Origin of the sequence: Prevotella sp. tc2-28 (genome assembly GCF_900107705.1) — a bacterium.
Classification (GTDB): domain Bacteria; phylum Bacteroidota; class Bacteroidia; order Bacteroidales; family Bacteroidaceae; genus Prevotella.
The window spans coordinates 54,510-75,530 of record NZ_FNRE01000002.1 but is presented as its reverse complement, the minus strand read 5'-3'; the positions used below and the strand labels follow the sequence as shown (position 1 = coordinate 75,530).

Annotated in this window: 15 protein-coding genes and 2 tRNA genes; 8 read left to right on the top strand and 9 right to left on the bottom strand. The window is 47.6% G+C overall.

From position 1 onward, the window contains the following. The first annotated feature begins 19 nt into the window (after positions 1-19). The 6 genes from BLU47_RS01905 (at position 20) to BLU47_RS01880 (ending at position 8,377) form a co-directional block, all read left to right on the top strand. Complete coding sequence (locus tag BLU47_RS01905) at positions 20-1,459, top strand: tagaturonate reductase (RefSeq protein WP_091958320.1); 1,440 nt, start codon at positions 20-22, stop codon at positions 1,457-1,459. 205 nt (positions 1,460-1,664) lie between these two features. Continuing rightward, the gene (locus BLU47_RS01900; protein ID WP_091957693.1) at positions 1,665-3,680 is read left to right on the top strand and encodes a transketolase family protein; all 2,016 of its coding nucleotides are present in this window, start codon (positions 1,665-1,667) and stop codon (positions 3,678-3,680) included. After that, on the top strand, positions 3,680-4,123 hold the full coding sequence (locus BLU47_RS01895) for an RpiB/LacA/LacB family sugar-phosphate isomerase (protein ID WP_091958317.1): 444 nt from the start codon (positions 3,680-3,682) through the stop codon (positions 4,121-4,123). The genes BLU47_RS01900 and BLU47_RS01895 overlap by 1 nt, the downstream gene beginning before the upstream one ends. A gap of 21 nt (positions 4,124-4,144) precedes the next feature. After that, positions 4,145-5,050, top strand: coding sequence for a type IX secretion system protein PorD (locus tag BLU47_RS01890; protein WP_091957690.1), 906 nt, complete (start codon positions 4,145-4,147; stop codon positions 5,048-5,050). Position 5,051: 1 nt separating this feature from the next. Next, positions 5,052-6,710 (top strand): DNA repair protein RecN, encoded by a 1,659-nt coding sequence (gene recN / locus BLU47_RS01885; protein WP_091957686.1) that lies wholly within the window; start codon positions 5,052-5,054, stop codon positions 6,708-6,710. Further along, entirely contained in the window at positions 6,707-8,377 is a 1,671-nt protein-coding gene (locus BLU47_RS01880) for a serine protease (RefSeq protein ID WP_091957681.1), read from the top strand. The genes recN and BLU47_RS01880 overlap by 4 nt, the downstream gene beginning before the upstream one ends. Positions 8,378-8,379: 2 nt before the next feature. On the opposite strand, the gene dnaB is transcribed toward BLU47_RS01880, so the two are convergent. Both dnaB and BLU47_RS01870 read right to left on the bottom strand, forming a co-directional pair. After that, a complete protein-coding gene (gene dnaB, locus BLU47_RS01875) occupies positions 8,380-9,915 on the bottom strand; it encodes a replicative DNA helicase (RefSeq protein ID WP_091957679.1) in 1,536 nt (511 codons plus the stop codon). 90 nt (positions 9,916-10,005) lie between these two features. Then, positions 10,006-10,776 carry a gliding motility protein GldB-related protein gene (locus tag BLU47_RS01870; protein ID WP_091957676.1) on the bottom strand — a complete coding sequence of 257 codons (771 nt, stop codon included), beginning with the start codon at positions 10,774-10,776 and terminating at the stop codon, positions 10,006-10,008. Between the two features lie 196 nt (positions 10,777-10,972). Here BLU47_RS01870 and BLU47_RS01865 point away from each other — a divergent pair, with 196 nt between their 5' ends. After that, positions 10,973-12,196 carry a DUF4861 domain-containing protein gene (locus BLU47_RS01865; protein ID WP_091957672.1) on the top strand — a complete coding sequence of 408 codons (1,224 nt, stop codon included), beginning with the start codon at positions 10,973-10,975 and terminating at the stop codon, positions 12,194-12,196. On the opposite strand, the gene BLU47_RS01860 is transcribed toward BLU47_RS01865, so the two are convergent. After that, positions 12,183-12,818, bottom strand: coding sequence for a hypothetical protein (locus tag BLU47_RS01860; protein WP_091957670.1), 636 nt, complete (start codon positions 12,816-12,818; stop codon positions 12,183-12,185). The two genes, BLU47_RS01865 and BLU47_RS01860, sit on opposite strands and share 14 nt — an antisense overlap. Before the next feature lie 41 nt (positions 12,819-12,859). Here BLU47_RS01860 and BLU47_RS01855 point away from each other — a divergent pair, with 41 nt between their 5' ends. Beyond that, positions 12,860-14,074, top strand: a complete 1,215-nt coding sequence (locus BLU47_RS01855; protein ID WP_091957668.1) for a type IX secretion system plug protein — start codon at positions 12,860-12,862, stop codon at positions 14,072-14,074. Here BLU47_RS01855 and BLU47_RS01850 read toward each other — a convergent pair. The 6 genes from BLU47_RS01850 to BLU47_RS01825 all read right to left on the bottom strand — a co-directional run bounded on the left by BLU47_RS01850 (position 14,050) and on the right by BLU47_RS01825 (position 20,998). Further along, a complete protein-coding gene (locus tag BLU47_RS01850) occupies positions 14,050-16,530 on the bottom strand; it encodes a helix-turn-helix domain-containing protein (RefSeq protein WP_091957665.1) in 2,481 nt (826 codons plus the stop codon). The genes BLU47_RS01855 and BLU47_RS01850 overlap by 25 nt on opposite strands. Positions 16,531-16,596: 66 nt before the next feature. After that, the gene (locus tag BLU47_RS01845) at positions 16,597-18,342 is read right to left on the bottom strand and encodes a phospho-sugar mutase (RefSeq protein WP_091957663.1); all 1,746 of its coding nucleotides are present in this window, start codon (positions 18,340-18,342) and stop codon (positions 16,597-16,599) included. Positions 18,343-18,445: 103 nt separating this feature from the next. After that, positions 18,446-19,642 carry a tetratricopeptide repeat protein gene (locus tag BLU47_RS01840; RefSeq protein WP_091957660.1) on the bottom strand — a complete coding sequence of 399 codons (1,197 nt, stop codon included), beginning with the start codon at positions 19,640-19,642 and terminating at the stop codon, positions 18,446-18,448. Next, positions 19,642-20,682, bottom strand: a complete 1,041-nt coding sequence (gene galE / locus BLU47_RS01835; RefSeq protein WP_091957658.1) for a UDP-glucose 4-epimerase GalE — start codon at positions 20,680-20,682, stop codon at positions 19,642-19,644. The genes BLU47_RS01840 and galE overlap by 1 nt, the downstream gene beginning before the upstream one ends. Before the next feature lie 124 nt (positions 20,683-20,806). Beyond that, positions 20,807-20,880 (bottom strand) — tRNA-Asp (locus tag BLU47_RS01830). 44 nt (positions 20,881-20,924) lie between these two features. Then, positions 20,925-20,998 (bottom strand) — tRNA-Asp (locus BLU47_RS01825). Positions 20,999-21,021: the final 23 nt, after the last annotated feature.

The window sequence follows — 21,021 nt, the reverse complement described above, 5'->3', positions numbered from 1 at the left end:
CAAAAATACAAGTAAAATGTTGAAACCGTTAAACAAAAATTTCGCTCCGAAGAGCGTGATGCCTGAAAAGGTGATTCAGTTTGGTGAGGGTAACTTCCTCCGTGCGTTTGTTGATTGGATTATCTGGAACATGGACCAGAAAACCAATTTCAATGGTTCAGTAGTTGTTGTACAGCCCATTGACAAGGGTATGGTAGAATGGCTGAACGGCCAGGACTGCCTGTATCATGTCAACCTGCAGGGACGTGAGAACGGCAAGCCCGTGAACACCCTTGAGCGCATCGACGTCATCAGCCGCGCACTGAACCCCTACTCTCAGAACGACGCCTTCATGGCACTGGCTGACCAGCCCGAGATTCGTTTCGTCATTTCAAACACTACCGAGGCTGGTATCGCCTTCGACCCCGCCTGCAAGCTCGAGGACAAGCCCGCTTCAAGTTATCCCGGCAAGCTCGTGCAGCTGCTGTATCGTCGTTGGCAGACCTTCAACGGTGACCCCACGAAGGGACTTATCATTTTCCCATGCGAGTTGATTTTCCTCAACGGCCACGTGCTGAAGGATTGCATCAATAAGTACATCGAGCTGTGGCAGTTGCCCGCTGCCTTCAAGAAGTGGTTCGACGAGTGCTGCGGTGTATATGCTACATTGGTAGACCGTATCGTACCGGGCTTCCCCCGCAAGGAGATTGCCGAGATTCAGGAGAAGGTGGGCTATCGCGACAACCTCGTCGTACAGGCCGAGAACTTCCACCTCTGGGTCATCGAGGCACCTAAGGAAGTTGCCAAGGAATTCCCTGCAGACAAAGCCGGACTGCACGTGCTGTTCGTACCTTCAGAGGAACCCTACCACAAGCGTAAGGTTACCCTGCTGAACGGCCCGCACACCGTACTGAGCCCTGTTGCCTTCCTGAGCGGAGTCAACATCGTTCGTGACGCCTGCAACCATGAGGTTATCTCAAAATACATTCACAAGGTACAGTTTGAAGAGCTGATGCAGACCCTTGACCTGCCGATGGAAGAGCTGGAGAAGTTTGCCGGCGACGTACTGGAGCGCTTCGACAACCCGTTCGTAGACCACCAGGTAACGAGCATCATGCTCAACTCATTCCCCAAGTTCCAGGCTCGCGACCTGCCCGGCGTGAAGACCTACCTGGAGCGCAAGGGCGAACTGCCTAAGGGTTTGGTATTCGGTCTGGCTGCCATCATCACCTACTACAAGGGTGGCAAGCGTGCCGACGGTGTGGAGATTGTTCCAAACGACGACCAGAAGATTATGGATCTGCTGAAAGACCTGTGGGCTACCGGCGATACGCAGAAGGTGGCAGACGGTGTTCTGGGCGCAGAATTCATCTGGCAGGAAGACCTGAACAAGATTCAGGGACTGAACGCTATGGTTAAGCAGTTCCTCGACATTATCCAGGAGAAGGGTATGTTGGAGGCCGTCAAGACCATTCTTTAAAAAAGCATAGCCATCAGGCAGGGGAAGTGCAGCAGTGTACTTCCCCTGCTTTTTTGATATAAAATGTTTCATTTATTTCGCTTTTCGTTACTTTACATTAAAATATCATGAAAAACGACTGCAATAAGGTTTTTTTTTTGTACATTTGCAAGTGCAATTCAAAATAGGACTTTATAGGACTAACATACTTTATTAATTATTAATTATGACTAACGACAACAAAATCATGAACAAGGCAGCGGATAATATCCGAATCCTTGCTGCCTCGATGGTTGAGAAGGCAAAGTCTGGACACCCCGGTGGTGCTATGGGTGGTGCCGATTTCATTAACACCCTGTACAGTGAATTCCTGGTTTACGACCCCGAGAACCCCGCATGGGAAGGTCGCGACCGTTTCTTCCTGGATCCCGGTCACATGGCTCCAATGCTCTATAGCCAACTCGCCCTCATCGGCAAATTCACACTCGAAGACTTGAAGAACCTGCGCCAGTGGGGGTCCGTAACACCTGGTCACCCTGAGCGCGAAATCGAGCGCGGCATTGAGAATACCTCAGGTCCTTTGGGACAAGGTCACACCTTCGCCGTAGGTGCCGCCATCGCAGCCAAGTTCCTGAAGGCTCGCCTGGGCAACGTGATGAACCAGACTATCTACGCATACATCTCTGACGGTGGCGTTCAGGAGGAAATCTCACAGGGTGCCGGTCGTATTGCCGGTAACTTGGGACTCGATAACCTTATCATGTTCTACGACGCCAACGATATCCAGCTATCTACCAAGACAGAAGTGGTGACCAGCGAGGATACCGCCAAGAAATACGAGGCATGGGGATGGTATGTGCAGAAGATCGACGGTAACGACGTCGACCAAATCCGCGAAGCCATCAAGAATGCCCAGAAAGAAACAGAGCGTCCCAGCCTGATTATCGGACATTGCGTGATGGGTAAGGGTGCCCGCAAGGCTGACAACAGCTCTTACGAGAGCAACTGCGCTACCCACGGAGCACCACTCGGTGGCGACGCCTATATCAACACGATGAAGAACCTGGGTGCCGATCCTGAGAATCCGTTCCAGATATTCCCCGAGGTACAGGAACTGTATGCTAAACGCCGTGAGGAGCTGAAGCAGATTGTAGCCAAGCGCTATGCCGAAAAGGCTGAGTGGGCCAAGGGACATCCCGTACAGGCCAAGCAGCTGGAGGAATGGTTCAGCGGCAAGGCTCCGAAGATTGACTGGAGCAAGGTTGAACAGAAGGCTGGCTCTGCTACCCGTAGCGCCTCTGCTGCCGTTCTGGGTCAGCTGGCTGAGCAGGTGCCCAACATGATTTGTGCTTCTGCCGACCTGTCTAACTCTGACAATACCAACGGATTCCTGAAGAAGACCAAAGACCTCGTTCGTGGCGACTTCAGCGGTGCTTTCTTCGAGGCCGGTGTTGCCGAGCTCACAATGGCTTGCTGCTGTATCGGTATGGCACTGCATGGTGGTGTTATCCCTGCCTGCGGTACCTTCTTCGTATTCTCTGACTATATGAAGCCTGCCGTTCGTATGGCTGCCCTGATGGAGCTGCCCGTGAAGTTCATCTGGACCCACGACGCCTTCCGCGTTGGTGAGGATGGTCCTACTCACGAGCCCGTTGAGCAGGAAGCTCAGATACGTCTGATGGAGAAGCTGAAGAACCATCACGGCAAGAACTCCGTACTCGTTGTCCGTCCTGCTGACGCTGAGGAAACGACTGTCTGCTGGCGCATGGCTATGGAGAACGTCAACACACCTACCGCTCTCATCTTCTCTCGTCAGAACATCGAGATGCTGCCCGAGGGCAACGACTACAACAAGGCAGAGAAGGGTGCCTATGTCGTAGCTGGCTCTGACGAGAACTACGACGTCATCCTGTTGGCTTCCGGTTCGGAGGTTTCCACCCTGGAGGCTGGTGCCAAGCTGTTACGCGAAGACGGCGTGAAGGTACGCATCGTCAGCGTTCCTTCTGAAGGACTGTTCCGCAGCCAGTCGAAGGAGTACCAGCAGAGCGTATTGCCCGCTGGCAAGAAGAAGTTTGGTCTGACCGCTGGTCTGCCCGTCAACCTGGAAGGCCTGGTAGGTGCCGACGGTACCGTATGGGGCTTGGAGAGCTTCGGTTTCTCTGCTCCCTACAAGGTGCTCGACGAGAAGCTCGGCTTCACAGGTCAGAATGTTTATGAACAAGTTAAAAAATTATTAGCATGATAGATGTTAAGACCGTAGGAGTAGCCTGTGACCACGCAGGCTACCCTCTTAAAAAATATGTGCTCCAGTATCTGGAGGAGCACGGGTATCCATACAAGGACTATGGCACGTGGAGCGATGCTTCAGTAGACTATCCCGACTTCGGGCACGCACTGGCTGAAGGCATCGAGAGCGGCGAGGTATATCCCGGTATCGGCATCTGCGGCTCAGGCGAGGGCATCAGCATCACACTGAACAAGCATCAGGGTGTGCGCGCCGGACTGGCTTGGTGCACGGAGATTGCACACCTGATTCGTCAGCACAACGATGCCAACGTGCTGGTTATGCCCGGCCGTTTCATCGACAACAACACGGCAAAACAAATCATGGACGAGTTCTTCAAGACCACCTTCGAAGGCGGACGCCACCAGAAGCGCGTAGAGAAGATTCCCGTTCAAAAGTAATTCTTAGAGTCTTTGAAAAAGATGAACTATCGACTGGCATCGATATTACTCGCGATGCTGTGGATAACGACCGTCCGAGCTCAGGAACTGCAAGTGAAGATCAACATCAACACTCAGCAGGTAGAGGGCTCGGACAAGTCGGTATTCGACAACCTGAAACAAACACTGGAACAATGGATGAACGACCGCCAGTGGACTGAATTACAGTTTCAGAAACACGAGCGCATAGTATGTAATTTCAACCTGACGGTGACGAAATACAATAAAAGCGAAAACTCCTTTGAATGTACGGCGATGATTCAGGCGAACCGTCCCGTCTTCAACTCATCATACAACTCCACCTTATATAATAATAAGGACGGAGAATTCAACTTCCAATTTGCACAGTTCGACCAGCTGAACTACAACGACGAGATGGTGGACAACCAGCTGACGGCACTCATGGCATACTATGCCTACCTCATCATCGGACTAGACATGGACAGCTTTGCTCCTTTGGGAGGAACTGACGTTCTGCAACGCTGCATGAACCTTGTCAACAATGCGCAAAGTCTGGGCTTCCCGGGATGGAAGTCGTTCGAAGACAAGCGTAACCGCTTTGCCATTATCAACGACTATCTGGACGAACAGATGAAGCCTTTCCGTCAGTTGCAATACGACTACTATCGGCTGGGACTCGACGAGATGGCCAACAATGCCGACAGAGGCCGTGTGAACATCACGGAGGCTCTGGAGAAAGGTCTAAAAGTAGCTCACGAGCAGAAGCCACTTAGCCTATTGCCACAGATATGGACAGACTACAAACGTGACGAACTGGCTAATATCTACCAGGGAAAAGGAACACAGAAAGAGAAGGAGGCCGTTTACGACCTGCTACTGAATATCAATGCGTCACAAAGCAACGCATGGGACCAAATAAGAAAATAAGATGCTACAGCAACTCTATATCAAGAACTTCACACTGATTGACGAATTAGACATCCGGCTCCATCCAGGATTCTCCGTTATCACGGGTGAGACGGGAGCGGGAAAGTCTATCATCCTGGGAGCCATCGGACTGCTGCTCGGACAACGCGCCGACACAAAGAGTATCAAGCAGGGAGCTGACCGTTGTGTGATAGAAGCTCATTTCGACCTGTCACGATACGACATGAAGTCATTTTTCGATGAGAACGACATTGAATATGACGACAAAGACACCATCATCCGTCGCGAACTGACTGCGACAGGAAAGAGTCGTGCCTTCATTAACGATACACCGGTGGCTCTGTCAATGCTGAAAGAGTTAGGAGACCAACTAATGGATATTCACTCGCAACACCAGAACCTGCTGCTCAACAAGCAGGACTTCCAGTTGAATGTAGTCGACATCCTGGCTCAGGACACCAAAGAGGTGGCTGCCTATCAGAAAGTTTTTGCTCAATATCAGCAACAAAAGAAAGCATTGGAGACTTTGCGCGAAGAGATAGAACGCAACCGGCAGAATGTGGACTTCCTGCAATTCCAGTTCGATGAGCTCAGTGAAAGTAAACTGACAAAAGGAGAACAAGAGGAACTGGAGCAACAGAGTGACACCATGTCGCACGCTGAAGAAATCAAAACGGCACTCTACGAGACTGATAACGCACTGAACGGCGACGAGACAGGCGTGGTAGACATGATTCGAAAAGCCTCCAATGCGCTTGGAAGTATCAGTCAGGTTCTCCCCGACAGCGAGGAGTTAGTCGGACGTCTGGACTCATGTCGCATCGAACTGAAAGACATTGCTGACGAGGTGAGACGAATGCTGAACCATACCGATTTCGACCCCGAAGAATTGGATGTCATCAACAACCGTCTGGACCGTTTGTATGAGCTGGAGAAGAAATACCACGTAGAAACGGTTGAAGAACTTATCTCGCTACGCGATCAGCTGCAACAACAACTCAACAATATCGAGAACAGCGACGAAGCTGTTGCCAAAAAAGAAAAGGAAGTGGAGCAACTGCACACCATTTGTCAGGAACACGCCAACAAGGTGACGAAACTGCGTCAGACCATAGCCAAGCAGATGAAGAGTCAGATGGCAGGACGTCTGGAGGCATTAGGTATGCCTCATGCCCGCTTCGAGGTCAGTATCACAACTACTGAATTGGGACGTAACGGACAAGACAACGTTTCGTTCCTCTTCTCTGCCAACACCTCTACCCCACTCCAATCGGTGGCTCAGGTGGCTTCCGGAGGTGAGATAGCACGTGTCATGTTGTCGTTGAAGGCCATGATTAGCGGAGCCGTCAAGCTGCCAACCATCATCTTCGACGAGATAGATACTGGCGTTAGTGGAAAAATAGCGGAAAAAATGGCACAAATCATGCAGGAGATGGGACAGACAGAACGACAAGTTATCAGCATCACACACTTGCCACAGATTGCCGCACTGGGAAGCCACCATTATAAGGTGTCGAAGGAAGAAACGCCACAAGGTACCATCAGTCAGATGACAGAACTCACGCCAGACGAACGAATCAATGAGATAGCCCAGATGCTTAGTGGAAGTAACATTTCAAAAGCGGCTATAGACAATGCAAAACAACTATTGAAATTATGAAACGTATATCACTCATCTTTCTATTATGCTGTATAATATGGCCTGCCCACGCTCAGTCTTGGGCGAAGAAAGCCGCCAATGCAGTATTTACACTCAAGACATTCAGCGAGGACGGAAACTTACTTGCGAGCAGCAACGGTTTCTTCATCGGAGAACAAGGTGAGGCCCTCAGCTGTTTCGCACCATTCAAAAATGCTGCCAGAGCAGTCGTTATCGATGCCCAGGGCAAAGAACTTCCGGTGGAATGCCTGTCGGGTATCAACGAGATGTACGACGTGGCTAAGTTCCAGGTAGTTGCCAAAAAGACAACGGCACTATCTATTGCCTCTCAGACTACAGCCAATGGTTCGACAGTATGGCTGTTACCCTATTCCGTGAAGAAGGCACCGACTTGCATACAAGGAACCGTCAGCAAAGCGGAAACCTTCGGCAACAACGACACCTACTACACGCTGACGATGACGCTGAACGAACAACAGGTGGGGTGTCCTGTCATGAATGATCAGGGCGAGGCTATCGGAATCCTGCAACCTTCAGCCAACCAGAAGGCTGCAGAAGGCTATGCAGTCAGTGCCCGTTTTGCTGCCAACCTGCAAATGAATGGACTGAGCATCAATGATCCTACTTTACAGAATATCAAAATTGCCAAAGACCTGCCCGACAACCTGAACGACGCAACACTGGCACTATTCCTTTCGGCATCAACGATGGAAGCAGAGGCCTATGCCCAGCTGATAGAGCGCTATATCCAGAAATTCCCCCAATCGACGGACGGCTATGTCTATCGTGCCCGAACCAAGATTGCGAAGAATGACGTGGCTGGCGCTGACGAGGACTTCAAACTGGCTATCAAGATGGGAACAAACAAAGACGACGCCCACTTCCAATATGCGCAGACGATGCTGAGCCATTTGTTGTATAATAACAGTCAGGCAATAGATTCATGGACGCTGGATGCTGCATTAAAGGAGTCAGAGGAGGCCTATACCATCAATCCGCAACCCGTCTATCGCCAGCAACAGGCTCAGATTCTGTATGCCCAGAAGAAATTCGACGCAGCTTACAACATCTATATGGAACTGACGAAAAACGACATCATGAAGGCTGAGGCATATTATGCTGCTGCTGAATGTAAAGTGCAGCTTAATGATTCACAGGCTGCCCTTGCGTTGATGGACAGTGCCGTCAACACATTTACCAAACCTTACATTAAGACGGCGGCACCATATCTGCTTACCCGTGCCCAGATGTTGTACGATGCCAAGAAATATCGTCCGGCAGTTAATGACTTTAACGAATATGAAACACTAATGGCTGCTCAACTGAATGCGCATTTCTATTTCCTGCGCGAACAGGCTGAGTTTGGTGGACACTTGTATCAACAGGCACTTGACGATATCAAGAAAGCAGTAGAAATGGCTCCTGACGAGTTAGTCTATCGGGCAGAAAAAGCCAATTTGGAACTTCGTATCGGTATGACTGACGAGGCGATAGAAACAGCCAAGGGTTGTATCAGTAAGGACTCGGAAGCAAGTGACGGTTATCTGTTCTTGGGATTGGCACTATGTGTCAAAGGACAGAAAACAGAAGGACTGCAGAACCTGCAGAAAGCAAAAGAGCTCGGCAACAGCCAAGCTCAATCATTCATTGAAAAATATTCGAAATAGGTTCAGAACGGTAACGGACCACTCGGTTCCCCATATCCAAATGGCGACTCATCGGCAATAGGCTGAGAGTTGCCATTTACTTTACTACTCAGTATCTCACCTCCGTTATCGTCCGGTTTGTTTCCCAAACGACGGTCTTCAGGATTTTCAAAGCGAGTGTACTCACCGCGGAAGGTCAACAATACATCACCTGTAGCACCCTTACGATGCTTGGCAATAATAATCTGCGCCATACCGTGTAAGTCGTGACCATTATCATCTTGATAGATATGGTAATATTCTGGTCGATGAACAAACAGCACCATATCGGCATCCTGCTCAATGGCTCCCGACTCACGGAGGTCAGACAGTTGAGGACGCTTTCCTTCAAGTCCCTCTCGGCTCTCCACGCCACGATTCAACTGAGAGAGTGCCAGGATAGGCACATTCAATTCTTTAGCCAATCCCTTCAGCGAACGAGAGATCGTAGACACCTCTTCCTGACGGGAAGAGAAACGCATACCATTGGCATTCATCAACTGCAGGTAGTCTATCATGATAATCTTCACGTCATGCTCACGAACAAGACGACGCGCTTTTGTACGTAGTTCAAATACCGACAGACCTGGGGTGTCATCCACATACAAAGGAGCACCTAATAATCCGTTTAGACGCTTATCCAGACGGTCCCACTCATCAGGTCGTAACTGACCGTTCAGGATCTTCGAACCTTGAATCTCGCAGCAGTTGGAGATGAGTCGGTTGACCAGTTGTACATTCGACATTTCAAGCGAAAAGAAAGCCATTGGAACCTTGTAGTCTGCTGCAATATTCTTTGCCATAGACAATGCGAATGAGGTCTTACCCATTGCTGGTCGTCCTGCAATAATCACAAGATCGGAGGGTTGCCAGCCAGAGGTGATGTCATCCAGCTTATGATAACCCGTAGGCACACCTGTCAGACCTTCTTTGTTCGCAGCTGCCTTCTGGATTACATCAACGGCATTCTTGATAACGGGGTCTATCTGGGTGTAATCCTTCTTCATGTTTCGCTGGCCCAGTTCGAAAAGTGCGCTCTCTGTTTCCTGCATCAGGTCGTCAACATCAACCGTCTCGTCAAATGCCTTGGTTTCAATAACACTAGCAAAAGATATCAACTGGCGGGCTAATGATTTCTGAGCTATGATACGGGCATGATACTCAATGTTAGCAGACGAAGCCACTCGGGATGACAATTCTGTCACGTAACCAGGACCACCGATATCTTCCAAGTCGCCTTGTTTGGCTAATTGTTCCGTTACTGTCCATACGTCAACAGGCAACTCATGCATCGACAACTCACGGATAGCACTATATATCTTCTGGTTACGGGGTTCGTAAAAACTCTCAGGGTTTAGCATCTCGCATATCACCGCATAAGCATCCTTGTCAATCATCAAAGCACCCAAGACAGCACGTTCTATCTCGGTAGCCTGAGGCTGCACATGCGCATAGGTATTGTCTACAGACTGTTGTCTGCGACGACGTTGTCCTCCACTATTAGTTGTTTGTTCGGCCATAGTCTGTTTAAAATTGCTTAATGGGCTACAAAGGTAAGAAAAAAAAATGAGAGCACTCCCTTTAGCGTACTCAAAAATTGTGGCTTTTCACTATTTTTTGAAGAAAGTACTGTCAGAGATTGTTAACAACTGACTGATAGTCATCTGAGGGTAGCGTTTTACAAACGCATCAACCTGATTGACCCATTCGTTCTGAAAAACTGTTCGTTCGGTTATCTTGTTGACAACATATTGTATCACCCCCATATGCTGATCACGTTCAGTCTGTGAAACCTGAAGGTAAGCAGGAAGTGGATAAAGGCTGAGCACATAGAATCCAATACAATCGGGAACAATCATGGAACGATCCATCATGTGACGTTGTTCTTCCGTATAGTGGGCCATATAGAAAGGATAGTCTGCACCAAGATATTTGTCAAGACTGATGCCCAGCGTATTATTACCTACTACAATACTCTCATCAAAAGAACCTATCTGGGTGTAGATTTGCGGAAGTTCTATCTCTGGCAGTTCTTCCTTCAAACGAAGGAATGATGTCTCCAATTCCAGACTAATATCGTCCATATCAGCATACTGGTGTTGTACATCTGCCAGCATTGTCTGAAGCGTAGAGTCTTGGAAGAAATACAGGAATTTTTTGTTAATATCAGGATCGTTAACATGTCCCAGGTGCAATACGTCTTCTATCAACATGCGCGTCTGGATGGGATATACTGTATTCATCTGCTGGAGGGCAGCATAATCTCCTGTGGTCAGATAAAGATGCTCAATACGGTCATAACGTTGAACGCTGATTTGTTGCTTGTCAGAATCAGCATCATTGGGTTTCAACTGCCATTGACAGCCGATACACAATAACATTATCGTTATTAATATGCCGTATATCTTACCCATGAAAACGGGATTTGTTTTTAAATATATTTAAAATTCGAGGCAAAATTACTAAAAATTGTTTTAAAATCCAAATTTTAAACTAAAAAAATAAAAATTAGACCCGTTTTTTCGCTATTTTCGTTTATTTGTGTGAAATTTGCAGTTAACAAAACTACTTATCACAATGAAAAGAATATTATCCGTCATCGCATTAGCAGCCCTACATGCTACCGTTTTTGCCAACAGAACACTTATGGTTGGTGTCAGCAATCCCTCTCATTTTGCAAGGACTGATGTTCCAGTGGTTATCCCCCTAACTAATTATGGTGACGTTCGTTCTGCTTTAGTGACTGTTAACGGACAGGAGATTCCTTGTCAGTTAGACGATTTGAACCAAGACGAAATATTTGACGAGCTGTGTTTCCTCGCTGATTTAGGCAAAAAGGAAAAGAAGACCTATACCATCACCTTGAAGAATGAAGGAGAACCTCGTCCATATCCTGCCCGTGTCTATGCGGAGATGGTTCTGAGTAACACGAAGGATAAAAATTTGAAAAAACATCAGCAGAACAACTATATTGAATCATTAACTGCACGTGGAGATGCTGCTTACACCTATAACATACAACATCATCATGGTGTAGACTTTGAGAGTGAACTCAACGGTATTCGCATCTACTTTGATGCCCGTCAGACGCCCGATCTTTATGGAAAGTTCAAGAAACAGCTAGAGTTGAAAGAAACTCAGTTCTATACCCCTGACGAATTGAAAGACCAGGGATATGGTGATGATGTGTTATGGGTTGGTCAGACTTTCGGTCTGGGTGCCTTCCGTGGATGGGATGGTCAACAGCCCACGTTGGTAGAACCTGTGCGTTCCCGCACTCAGCGTGTCATCAGTTACGGTCCTTTGCGTGCCATTGTCGAGGTGGTAGATCGCGGTTGGAAGGCCGATGCACAAAGGGAGCCTGTTAATATGACACTTCGTTATACGCAATATGCTGGTCACCGTGATACCGATGTCGACGTGTTCTTCAACAAGGATGTAACCGACTACCGTTTCTCTACCGGTATTATCAACGTGAAAGGTTCCGAGGAGTTTAGTGACAAGAAAGGATTACGGGCATGTTGGGGCACTGACTATCCTGCTGCAGACACTATAAAATGGAAACGTGAAACCGTTGGTCTTGCAGTCTATGTGCCTCAGAAGAACATCGTCAGCGAAGAGCCTGCCAATAAGGACAACTATGCATATGTCCTAAAAGTCAATGGAAAGCATATGGATTACAAGGTTACATATACTTCTGACAATGAGTCATTTGGCTATCATAGCGCCAAGGAATGGTTTAAATTCCTCAAGGAATGGAAAAAGGAAGTTGAGCAACCGGTGAGTATCACAGTTCTATAATCTGCTCCTCAAACTTTCCGTCCTTATCTATCTTATAGGCTCTGGTCTGCTCCAGTATCGGTTTCTCGTCGTCCATGGAGCGATAGTATTTCATGAGTGTGATTTCCCATCGGCTTGTGATGTAATAATCCATGTAGCTCTTTCCGAAATCTATGGCACGGTCCTCCGACTTTTCTTCATAGATACACAACTGGTCGATGGGCTTGTGACGATCGTCTAAGGTATATAGGTAGAGTGAAGGTGTGATAGAGTCTATCTTCTCAACCAGCAAGACAACCTGATGAGAACCCGCATTGGGCAAAGCCAAAATGTCCAGTTCGGTAGCCGACAGGTATCCGAAATGCTCGTTCAAAACGCGTGGAACCTCCGTGAACTCGCCAATTCGTTGCCAGTGAGAACCTTCCGACTGCAAAGGAAGCAGTCGCCGTCCTATCTTCAGGAAGAAAGTTTCCAGAGGGTCTTCATCGGTGATGCCGGCTTTCAGTTGGATGTCTTTTACCTGTTCCGCCTTACGGATACTATCGACCATATGCTCATAATAAGCAGCGTCATGCTTCTTATGTCCACACGAGACCATCAGCATGACCAGCCCTATCGTCAGACAAATTGTAATCTTTCTCATAACTGCTTGCAAATATAAATATTTTTATCTAATTTTGCAACATGAAAACCAGATTTTTATTGTTTTTCCTCTTCATAGAAGTATGTTGCCAGGCAGGTAACCGCATCTATTCTCCCCGCATCAAAAGCCTGACAAGTATTGTCAATGGCGACTGGCTTAATCGTCCAGTTATCACGTTGAACAGTAGTGATCGAATGGTTGTTGGCTTTGACGAGCTATCCCATAACATTCTCAGACTTTCTTACACCATTGAGCGTTGTGAGGCCGACTGGAGCACGTCGAATGAAGTGTTTGAGAGCGATTGGTTGAGTGGATTCAACAACAATCCCATTGAAGACTACCGCAACTCCATCAACACGACGGTTCTCTACACCCACTACCAGTTTAAGATTCCCAACGAACGGTGCCAGTTGAAGATGAGCGGTAACTATCGATTGACGGTGTACGACGAGGATAACGACAATGAGAAGTTGCTGGAAGTAGCATTCTATGTGGTAGACCCGTTGATGACTGTCGGCATAGAAGCAACCACTAATACCGATGTAGACCATAACGACAGCCATCAACAACTAAACATGACCCTGCAATATAATCAGCTGCAGATAAACAATCCTGACGAAGAACTATATACTGTTATCATGCAGAACTGGACGGAAGATTATGCCCGTGTAAACGTCAAGCCCAATTATCGCAACCAGTCGGGTGCCCAATGGCTCCACAACCGCCAACTGATTTTCGATGCGGGCAATGAGTTCCATAAGTATGAAGTCTTGGACGTGAAACACACGACGATGGGACTGGAACATATCGAATGGGATGGACATTACTATCAGGCCTACCCTTTCACCGCTACCGTCCGCAAAAACTACCTGACCGACGTTGATGCCGACGGTGCCTTCTGTATCCGAAACAGTGATCGGACGGAGTCAGACTACACCTGTGACTATGTCTGGGTAAACTACTCCTTGGAGGCTCCCTATCAAGGTGATATCTACATCAACGGTCATTGGGCGACAGACATTCGTCGCGAGAGTTATCTGATGGAATATGACAATGCCACAAAGACTTATCATGCATCCATCATGCAGAAACAGGGATACTATTCCTACCAGTTCCTCACACCATCAGGAAAGAACCCGCCATCTGAGGGTAATTTTTTCCAGACCGAGAACCGCTATCAAGTGCTTGTATACTATAAGAAAGAAGGAGGACGTACTTGGCAACTCACAGGTTATCGAGCCTTAGTATTCCGGTAATCTATCGGTGTCATCCGGTACTGATGATAGAAAGATGCCAGGAAGAAATTGGGAGATGCAAAATGGCACTTGGCAGCAATCGCCTCAATTTCCATATCTGTGTTAATCAACATATCCTCTGCAATTTGCAGTCGAAGTCTGCCTATCAGCGGACGCGGATTCTTATCCAGATGTTCGGCCAATAACTGATAGAGTTTTTTCGTTGGCACGCCACAATAGGCGGCTAATTGGCTGACCGTGAACTCAGCATCCTCATCAAGACCGTTCACATAAGGCACTATTTTCTGCATCACCTCCATGAACTCCTCACTCATTATGGATTGCTTTTCGTATTTTTCATCCTGTTCTATAAGCGATACCGTGTAGGGGCTCAGGATCTCATTGGACGATTCTGTACAACGATCAGCGAACAACCGAATGCGGTGAATGATGTCTGTTCCTTCATTCTTACACATCATCCGCAGACGGGTGTTGCGGTTATAATAGTAGAAATTAGCCAGCAAAACGGTAAGCATAAAGACAAGCAGTAACATATATAGTCCCGTTGTACGCCACCATGGTTCATTGACTAACAGCGTCCATACATAAGGCTCATGACTCCAGCCGTCAGGTGTGAGCGATGCTTGTAGCTCAATATCATAACGACCGGGTCTGACACCCGTCAGTGGTAGATGCAGTATACCATTTTTATCCACAAGACCAGCAGAGTTAGCATGCGACAGCACCCGCCAATCGTCATAGAAAGGAATACCTTTTATCCTCACCCTGTAATAGGTCTGATTGGGACGGAAATAATTCAAGGCGGAGAAGTGTAACGACAACGAATTCTGGTCGTAGTTCACGTTGATTTCCTTAGCTCGCGATATAGCCTTGTTGACAATCACATGTCCTTCCACTTCTTTATTTGCTTCTACCTCCTGGCCATTTACCAAAATCTTGGTCATCTTCGGATACAGCGGGAACAATTCTTCCTGTTTGTTATGGAACTTGTCGGGATCAAACACCACCATATAGTCTTGCGACTGCATCACGATGCGACCGTCATTAAGCAGGGCAGCCATTCCGTTGACAAACGATTCTCTCGGCACATTATCCTTACTGATATAAGTCTCTACACGCGTAACGTCATTATTTTTGATAAACAAATGTGAGATACCATAACTCGTTGCAACCCAAATATCATGTTGAGCATCTTCCACGATGGAGTGAACCATTTCATTCATCAAACCGTCTTTCTTCGTAAAGATGCGCTTTTTCCCCCTTTCTGTCTTTTCCAGTTTCAGTCCTGTATACATGGCGGTCCATTTCCACCCTCGACTATCTTGGAAGATGTTATTTATCGGGCGGTTATAACTTTTCTTGGCAGAGGCAGGGAGTTTTTTCTCCATCAACAGATAGTATCGCATGGACTCCGGGTCATTCCATCCATAGAGATAGAAAGGCGTAGGATATGGTTTCGAATAAAGCAGTCCTCGTTTTTCAGTTCCTATCCACATACCACCCTGTCGGTCAAAGACCAGTGCATTGACATCAGTCGTCAGAAAGCGCGACTTGCTAAGAGCCAATTGAATGATATGTTTCTTCTCTGCAGTCTTCAGATTGTAAATCCAGTAACCCTCTGCACACCCCATGTAAAGTTTTTCATCATGAAACTCCATGCTGTTCAGATGATATTTCTCCTCCATTACCGTCTTCCATTTGCGTGTCTGCATATCAAAATAGCGCAGGATAGCCTCGTTTGCAGAAGCATTACGTATCTGGAAGTAACCTTGGCGATAAGGTGTGACAAATGATGAGCGCGCATAGCGTTGGGCTTCCTCTTCTGTATCAGCCTTCCGCTCAAAGAGGAAAGAGCCAGTATTCAAATCATATGCAGAAACTGAACCGTCGCCATAGAAAAGAAGCATCACACGACTATCGAAGACGTTAATATCTTGCAATTCTGCATCCTTGCGAACCTTGAATTCCTTGTGGTCATCAAGACCGTAGAGAGTCTCTCCTGACAATGCCCATAAGTGGTTGTTGACATCGGTAAAAAGGTCGTTAACAGGTTTCTTAAAACCTAGTTCAAGAAAGATATCCTTCACGCGAGGGACAAATTTCTCCATCATCAAGTCTACACATGTCACCTGATTCTTATCCTTCAGCCACAGATGATGATGCTTGTCAAACATTTGTCTATAATGACCTCGGTATTTTGACAATTGATACACGTTTTCCTCTTTCGGGTCAATATGCACAAACGAGGATCCGTCATAGAAATTGATGTGACCAATCGTGCTTATAACCATGCGTCCCGTTTTGGTACACTTAATGGTCTGGGCACCATTATCCGCCATACCGTTTGAAGCATCATATACGATGAACATGCGGTCTTCGTCTTGCGCATGAACCGAGAGAACGCCCAGTATCATCCAGGCGAGAAGTGACAGTTTCAGGTGGGATATTCTTATCATGTAAGACTTATTGTGAAGAGAGGGGACTACTCAGTAATTGAGGTCCCCTCTTCTTGTAATATGAAACTAGAGATTCAGACTTTTCTTGATAGCCTCGATCTTCTCCTCTGCAGCCTTAGTGCAACGCTCGTAGCAACCAGCGCACTTGAAGCTGGGATCTTTAACCTCGGTATAGAACTTAATCTTGGGCTCTGTACCAGAAGGACGAACGCTTACCTTGGTGCCGTCCTCACAGAACCATTGCAATACGTTCGATGTGGTAGGCATGTTGATCTTCTCTACCGTACCGTCTGCCTTCTTGGCCTCCAGTGTCTGATAGTCCTTCCACAGGCAGATCTTCGAACCTCCGAGTTCCTTAGGCGGATTGTTGCGGAAGTCAACCATCATCTGCTTAATCTCGTCAGCACCGGTCTTTCCGGGCTTCACAACATTGATGGTAACCTCCTTAGAGAAGCCGTATTCAGCATAGATGTCCATCAGCAGGTCATAGAGTGTCTTGCCATTGTCACGTGCCCAGGCAGCAATCTCGCAAATCAAGCAGATAGATGCGGGGGAGTCCTTATCACGAACCTTATCGAATGGCAGGAATCCAAACGACTCCTCACCACCGCCGATATACTTCTGTTTACCCTCTGAGATACGAATCTCGTTGGCAATCCACTTGAATCCTGTATAGCAGTCACGCAGCTCTACGCCATTCTTCTTTGCAATCTCAGCGATGACCTCGGTGGTAACGATGGTCTTTACCAGGAACTCATTGCCTTTCAACTGGCCCAACTTCTTCTTGTTGGCGATGATGTACCAAGAGAACATCATACAAGTCTGGTTACCATTCAGGATTTCCCACTCACCCTTCGGATTGCGGCAGACGATAGCCAAGCGGTCAGCGTCAGGGTCAGAAGCGATAACGAGGTCAGCATTCAACTTCGTGCCGAGCTTCATACCCAGCGTCATTGCCTCTGCATTCTCAGGGTTAGGACTTACTACCGTCGGGAAGTTACCGTCGATTACCATCTGCTCGGGAACAACGTGGATGTTCTGGAATCCCCATGAGCGCAGAGCCATTGGGATGATAACGCGACCTGTTCCGTGCATCGGTGAGTAAACGATGTTAAGGTCTTTCTGGCGCAGGATAACATCCTGATCAACCATTGCTTCCTTTACAGCCTGGATGTAGTCCCAGTCCATCTCACCACCGATGGGAATGATGAGGTCCTTGTTGCCCTCAAACTTCACATCTTCAATCTTCACTTTGTTCACCTCGTCGATGATACCCTTGTCATGCGGAGCAAGCACCTGAGCACCGTCGTCCCAATAGGCCTTGTATCCATTGTACTCGCGTGGGTTGTGCGATGCGGTAACATTAACACCTGCCTGACAACCAAGTTGACGGATGGCAAATGAGATCTCCGGTGTAGGACGAAGGCTCTCAAACAGATATACCTTGATGCCGTTTGCTGAGAAGATGTCAGCAACGGTTTCTGCGAACATACGTCCGTTGTTACGACAGTCGTGACCTACGACTACGGCACTCTGTTTGCCAGGGAAAGCCTTGTTGATATAGTTGGCAAATCCTTGCGTAGCCATACCTACGATATACTTGTTCATGCGGTTCGTACCGGCACCCATAATACCACGCAGTCCACCCGTACCAAACTCCAGGTTCTGGTAGAATGCATCAATAAGAGCTGTCTTGTCTGGATTGTCCAGCATAGCCTGCACTTCCTTACGTGTCTCCTCGTCAAAGGCCGGAGAGAGCCATACCTTTGCTTGTGCCTCGCACTGAGCAATGAGTTGAGCATTATTTTCCATAATTTTCAATTGATATGTTTTAGATTAAATAATTATCAATACGCAAAGATACTGATTTATATTTCAAAATCAGTATCTCAGCGTTATTTTTTAACATTTTTAATTATTTTCGCATCAATCGGTCAATCTCTTCGAACTGTTTTCCCATGTTCAGATGGAGATAGATACGGTAGAGCCCGACACCCCAGCGTTGTTTCGCGTCGGGTTGCAAACGCCGGTAGTCTTCCATATACGGACGGGCTTGCTGATAGAGCTGTTCCAGTCGTCGACGGTTCTTTCGTGGCTCGTTCTCGCTCTCTACAACCAGTGCCTTGTTAAGGTAACAGGTAGCAATATTGAGATAGGGTTCCGGCAGGGTGTCGTTCAGTTCAATAATACGTTGACTGGTCTCTATACATTCGTCATAGCGTTCCAAGTTGAGCAACGCTATCGATCGTCCCATTAAGAACAAGGTATTGCTGTCGTTGATCTCTACACCACGGTTGGCAATGACGAGCACGGAGTCCTGTCGTCCTTTACTGGAATAGTAGTCCGCTAGACGAGGAAAGAAGTACGGATGTTGCGGATAACGGTCAAACCCTTTGCGCAACATACCTACATAGCGAACAGTATCACCCAGTATCTGATAGGCCATTGCTTCGTTTTGCATACCGTATTCTATATAGGCAGAGTCACGTTCTGCAAGTGGGACATGTTTCAGCATACGCCGTGCATCCTTCGTTCTATAGGCGCAATAGGTTGCCCAATATGCAGCCGTTGTCAAAAGAGAGTCTGTCTTGTCGTAGTTGTATGCCGTATAAAGGGGTTGTCGGGCTCCTTCAATATACGCATCGAAATAGTCGTATGCCGACGAGTAGTTTCCCTTATGCACATGCCACGTTCCTCCATAATAGATGTTGGGACGTATGGCATGAAGCACTTCACCATGATCCTTGCGGAACGAGGGGCGAACACGTCCTTTGCGGTCTGGCAGACAGTCGAGGGAGTCTTGCTTGAACGCCACTTCCTGCAGGTGACAAATCAGCTTGTAAAAGGCTGCAGTGTCGTATTTCTGCTTCAGATAGAGTTTCTCGTTCGCCGCCATGTATTGGTTCAGGACAGCATCATACCACGTGTCGTAGATCTTGATGTTCTGGCGATTTGCCGAATCTTTCAGCAGGTCGGTCATCAGTTTCTCTGCCTTGTCGAAATCCTTTCCGCTCTTGATATACGCTCGGGCCTGATCAATCTGTTTCTTCTGCGAGAAGACGGACAGACCGAACAAGGTAAGGACAGACAGGCAGACGACGACTCTCTTCATTATTGCAGACCTTCCTCACGCAGTTTTTGCTGCCATTTCCAGGCACTCTTCAATACCTCCTCGGTAGGAGTATCGGCTTTCCATCCCAGTACTCGGTTGGCTTTATCCACATTGCCCCATACCTGTTCGATATCACCTTCACGACGTGGAGCATAGGTCCAATTTACCTTCACGCCAGTAGCCTTCTCGAATCCCTCGACAACCTCCAATGTAGAGAGTCCACGACCTGTTCCGATGTTGAACACCTCGACAGCGTCGGTGTCGGGTTTGTCCAGCACGCGTTCCATAGCTTTGACATGAGCCTTGGCAAGGTCAACGACATAAATATAGTCGCGTATGCAGGTATGGTCTGGTGTGTTATAGTCGTTGCCGAAAATCTTCAGCTGCTCACGAATACCGATAGCGGTCTGTGTGACGAAGGGGATGAGGTTCATAGGCACACCGTTAGGCAACTCACCGATCAGTGCAGAGGGATGAGCACCGATGGGGTTGAAATAGCGGAGGATAATCGACTTGACGGGAGCGCCAGAATGGATGTAGTCCTGGATAATCTCCTCGTTTATCTGCTTGGTGTTGCCGTAGGGTGACAATGCTTTTTGAATGGGAGCATCTTCGGTGACGGGCAGGTTCTCCTGACTAGGCTGTCCGTAGACGGTGCACGAACTGGAGAAGATGATACCCTTCACTTCGTACTTCGGCATCAGTTCCAACAGGTTGATGAGCGAAGTCAGGTTGTTACGGTAATACATCAAGGGTTTCTCCACACTTTCGCCAACGGCTTTGGATGCAGCAAAGTGGATGATACCTTCAATGGCGGGATATTTCTTGAACACGCGCTCCATAGCGTCGAAATCGCAGCAGTCTACTTTCTCGAATGCCGGACGGATGCCTGTGATTTTCTCAATACCATTGAGCACTTTCTCGTTTGAGTTCGAGAGGTTATCAACAATGACTACTTCGTAGCCCGCGTTTTGCAATTCCACCGTAGTATGGCTTCCAATAAAGCCCGTACCACCTGTAACAAGGATAGTCTGTTTCATTCTTTTAATGGGTTGTTTTTGTAATTTTGTGCAAAGGTACAAAAAAAATATGACGTAAGGAGGAATTAAAGGATAAAAAAACAAAAAAACTCATCGGAACTTCAACATTCCAATGAGCTTTCTGCGGTGCGTACGAGACTCGAACTCGTGACCTCCTGCGTGACAGGCAGGCATTCTAACCTACTGAACTAACGCACCAATATATTCTAAACTTCTCCATCACAACCTTCAACCTTTTCGTGCGGTGCGTACGAGACTCGAACTCGTGACCTCCTGCGTGACAGGCAGGCATTCTAACCTACTGAACTAACGCACCAAGGAGTTGCTTTTGTTGTTTAG

Bases quoted from the DNA above. Each gene is read 5' to 3' on its own strand.
- BLU47_RS01860 (WP_091957670.1), bottom strand. From the start codon at position 12,818: ATGAGAAAGATTACAATTTGTCTGACGATAGGGCTGGTCATGCTGATG.
- BLU47_RS01900 (WP_091957693.1), top strand. From the start codon at position 1,665: ATGACTAACGACAACAAAATCATGAACAAGGCAGCGGATAATATCCGA.
- galE (WP_091957658.1), bottom strand. From the start codon at position 20,682: ATGAAACAGACTATCCTTGTTACAGGTGGTACGGGCTTTATTGGAAGC.
- BLU47_RS01845 (WP_091957663.1), bottom strand. From the start codon at position 18,342: ATGGAAAATAATGCTCAACTCATTGCTCAGTGCGAGGCACAAGCAAAG.
- dnaB (WP_091957679.1), bottom strand. From the start codon at position 9,915: ATGGCCGAACAAACAACTAATAGTGGAGGACAACGTCGTCGCAGACAA.
- BLU47_RS01855 (WP_091957668.1), top strand. From the start codon at position 12,860: ATGAAAACCAGATTTTTATTGTTTTTCCTCTTCATAGAAGTATGTTGC.
- BLU47_RS01850 (WP_091957665.1), bottom strand. From the start codon at position 16,530: ATGATAAGAATATCCCACCTGAAACTGTCACTTCTCGCCTGGATGATA.
- BLU47_RS01840 (WP_091957660.1), bottom strand. From the start codon at position 19,642: ATGAAGAGAGTCGTCGTCTGCCTGTCTGTCCTTACCTTGTTCGGTCTG.
- BLU47_RS01865 (WP_091957672.1), top strand. From the start codon at position 10,973: ATGAAAAGAATATTATCCGTCATCGCATTAGCAGCCCTACATGCTACC.
- BLU47_RS01890 (WP_091957690.1), top strand. From the start codon at position 4,145: ATGAACTATCGACTGGCATCGATATTACTCGCGATGCTGTGGATAACG.
- BLU47_RS01870 (WP_091957676.1), bottom strand. From the start codon at position 10,776: ATGTTATTGTGTATCGGCTGTCAATGGCAGTTGAAACCCAATGATGCT.
- recN (WP_091957686.1), top strand. From the start codon at position 5,052: ATGCTACAGCAACTCTATATCAAGAACTTCACACTGATTGACGAATTA.
- BLU47_RS01880 (WP_091957681.1), top strand. From the start codon at position 6,707: ATGAAACGTATATCACTCATCTTTCTATTATGCTGTATAATATGGCCT.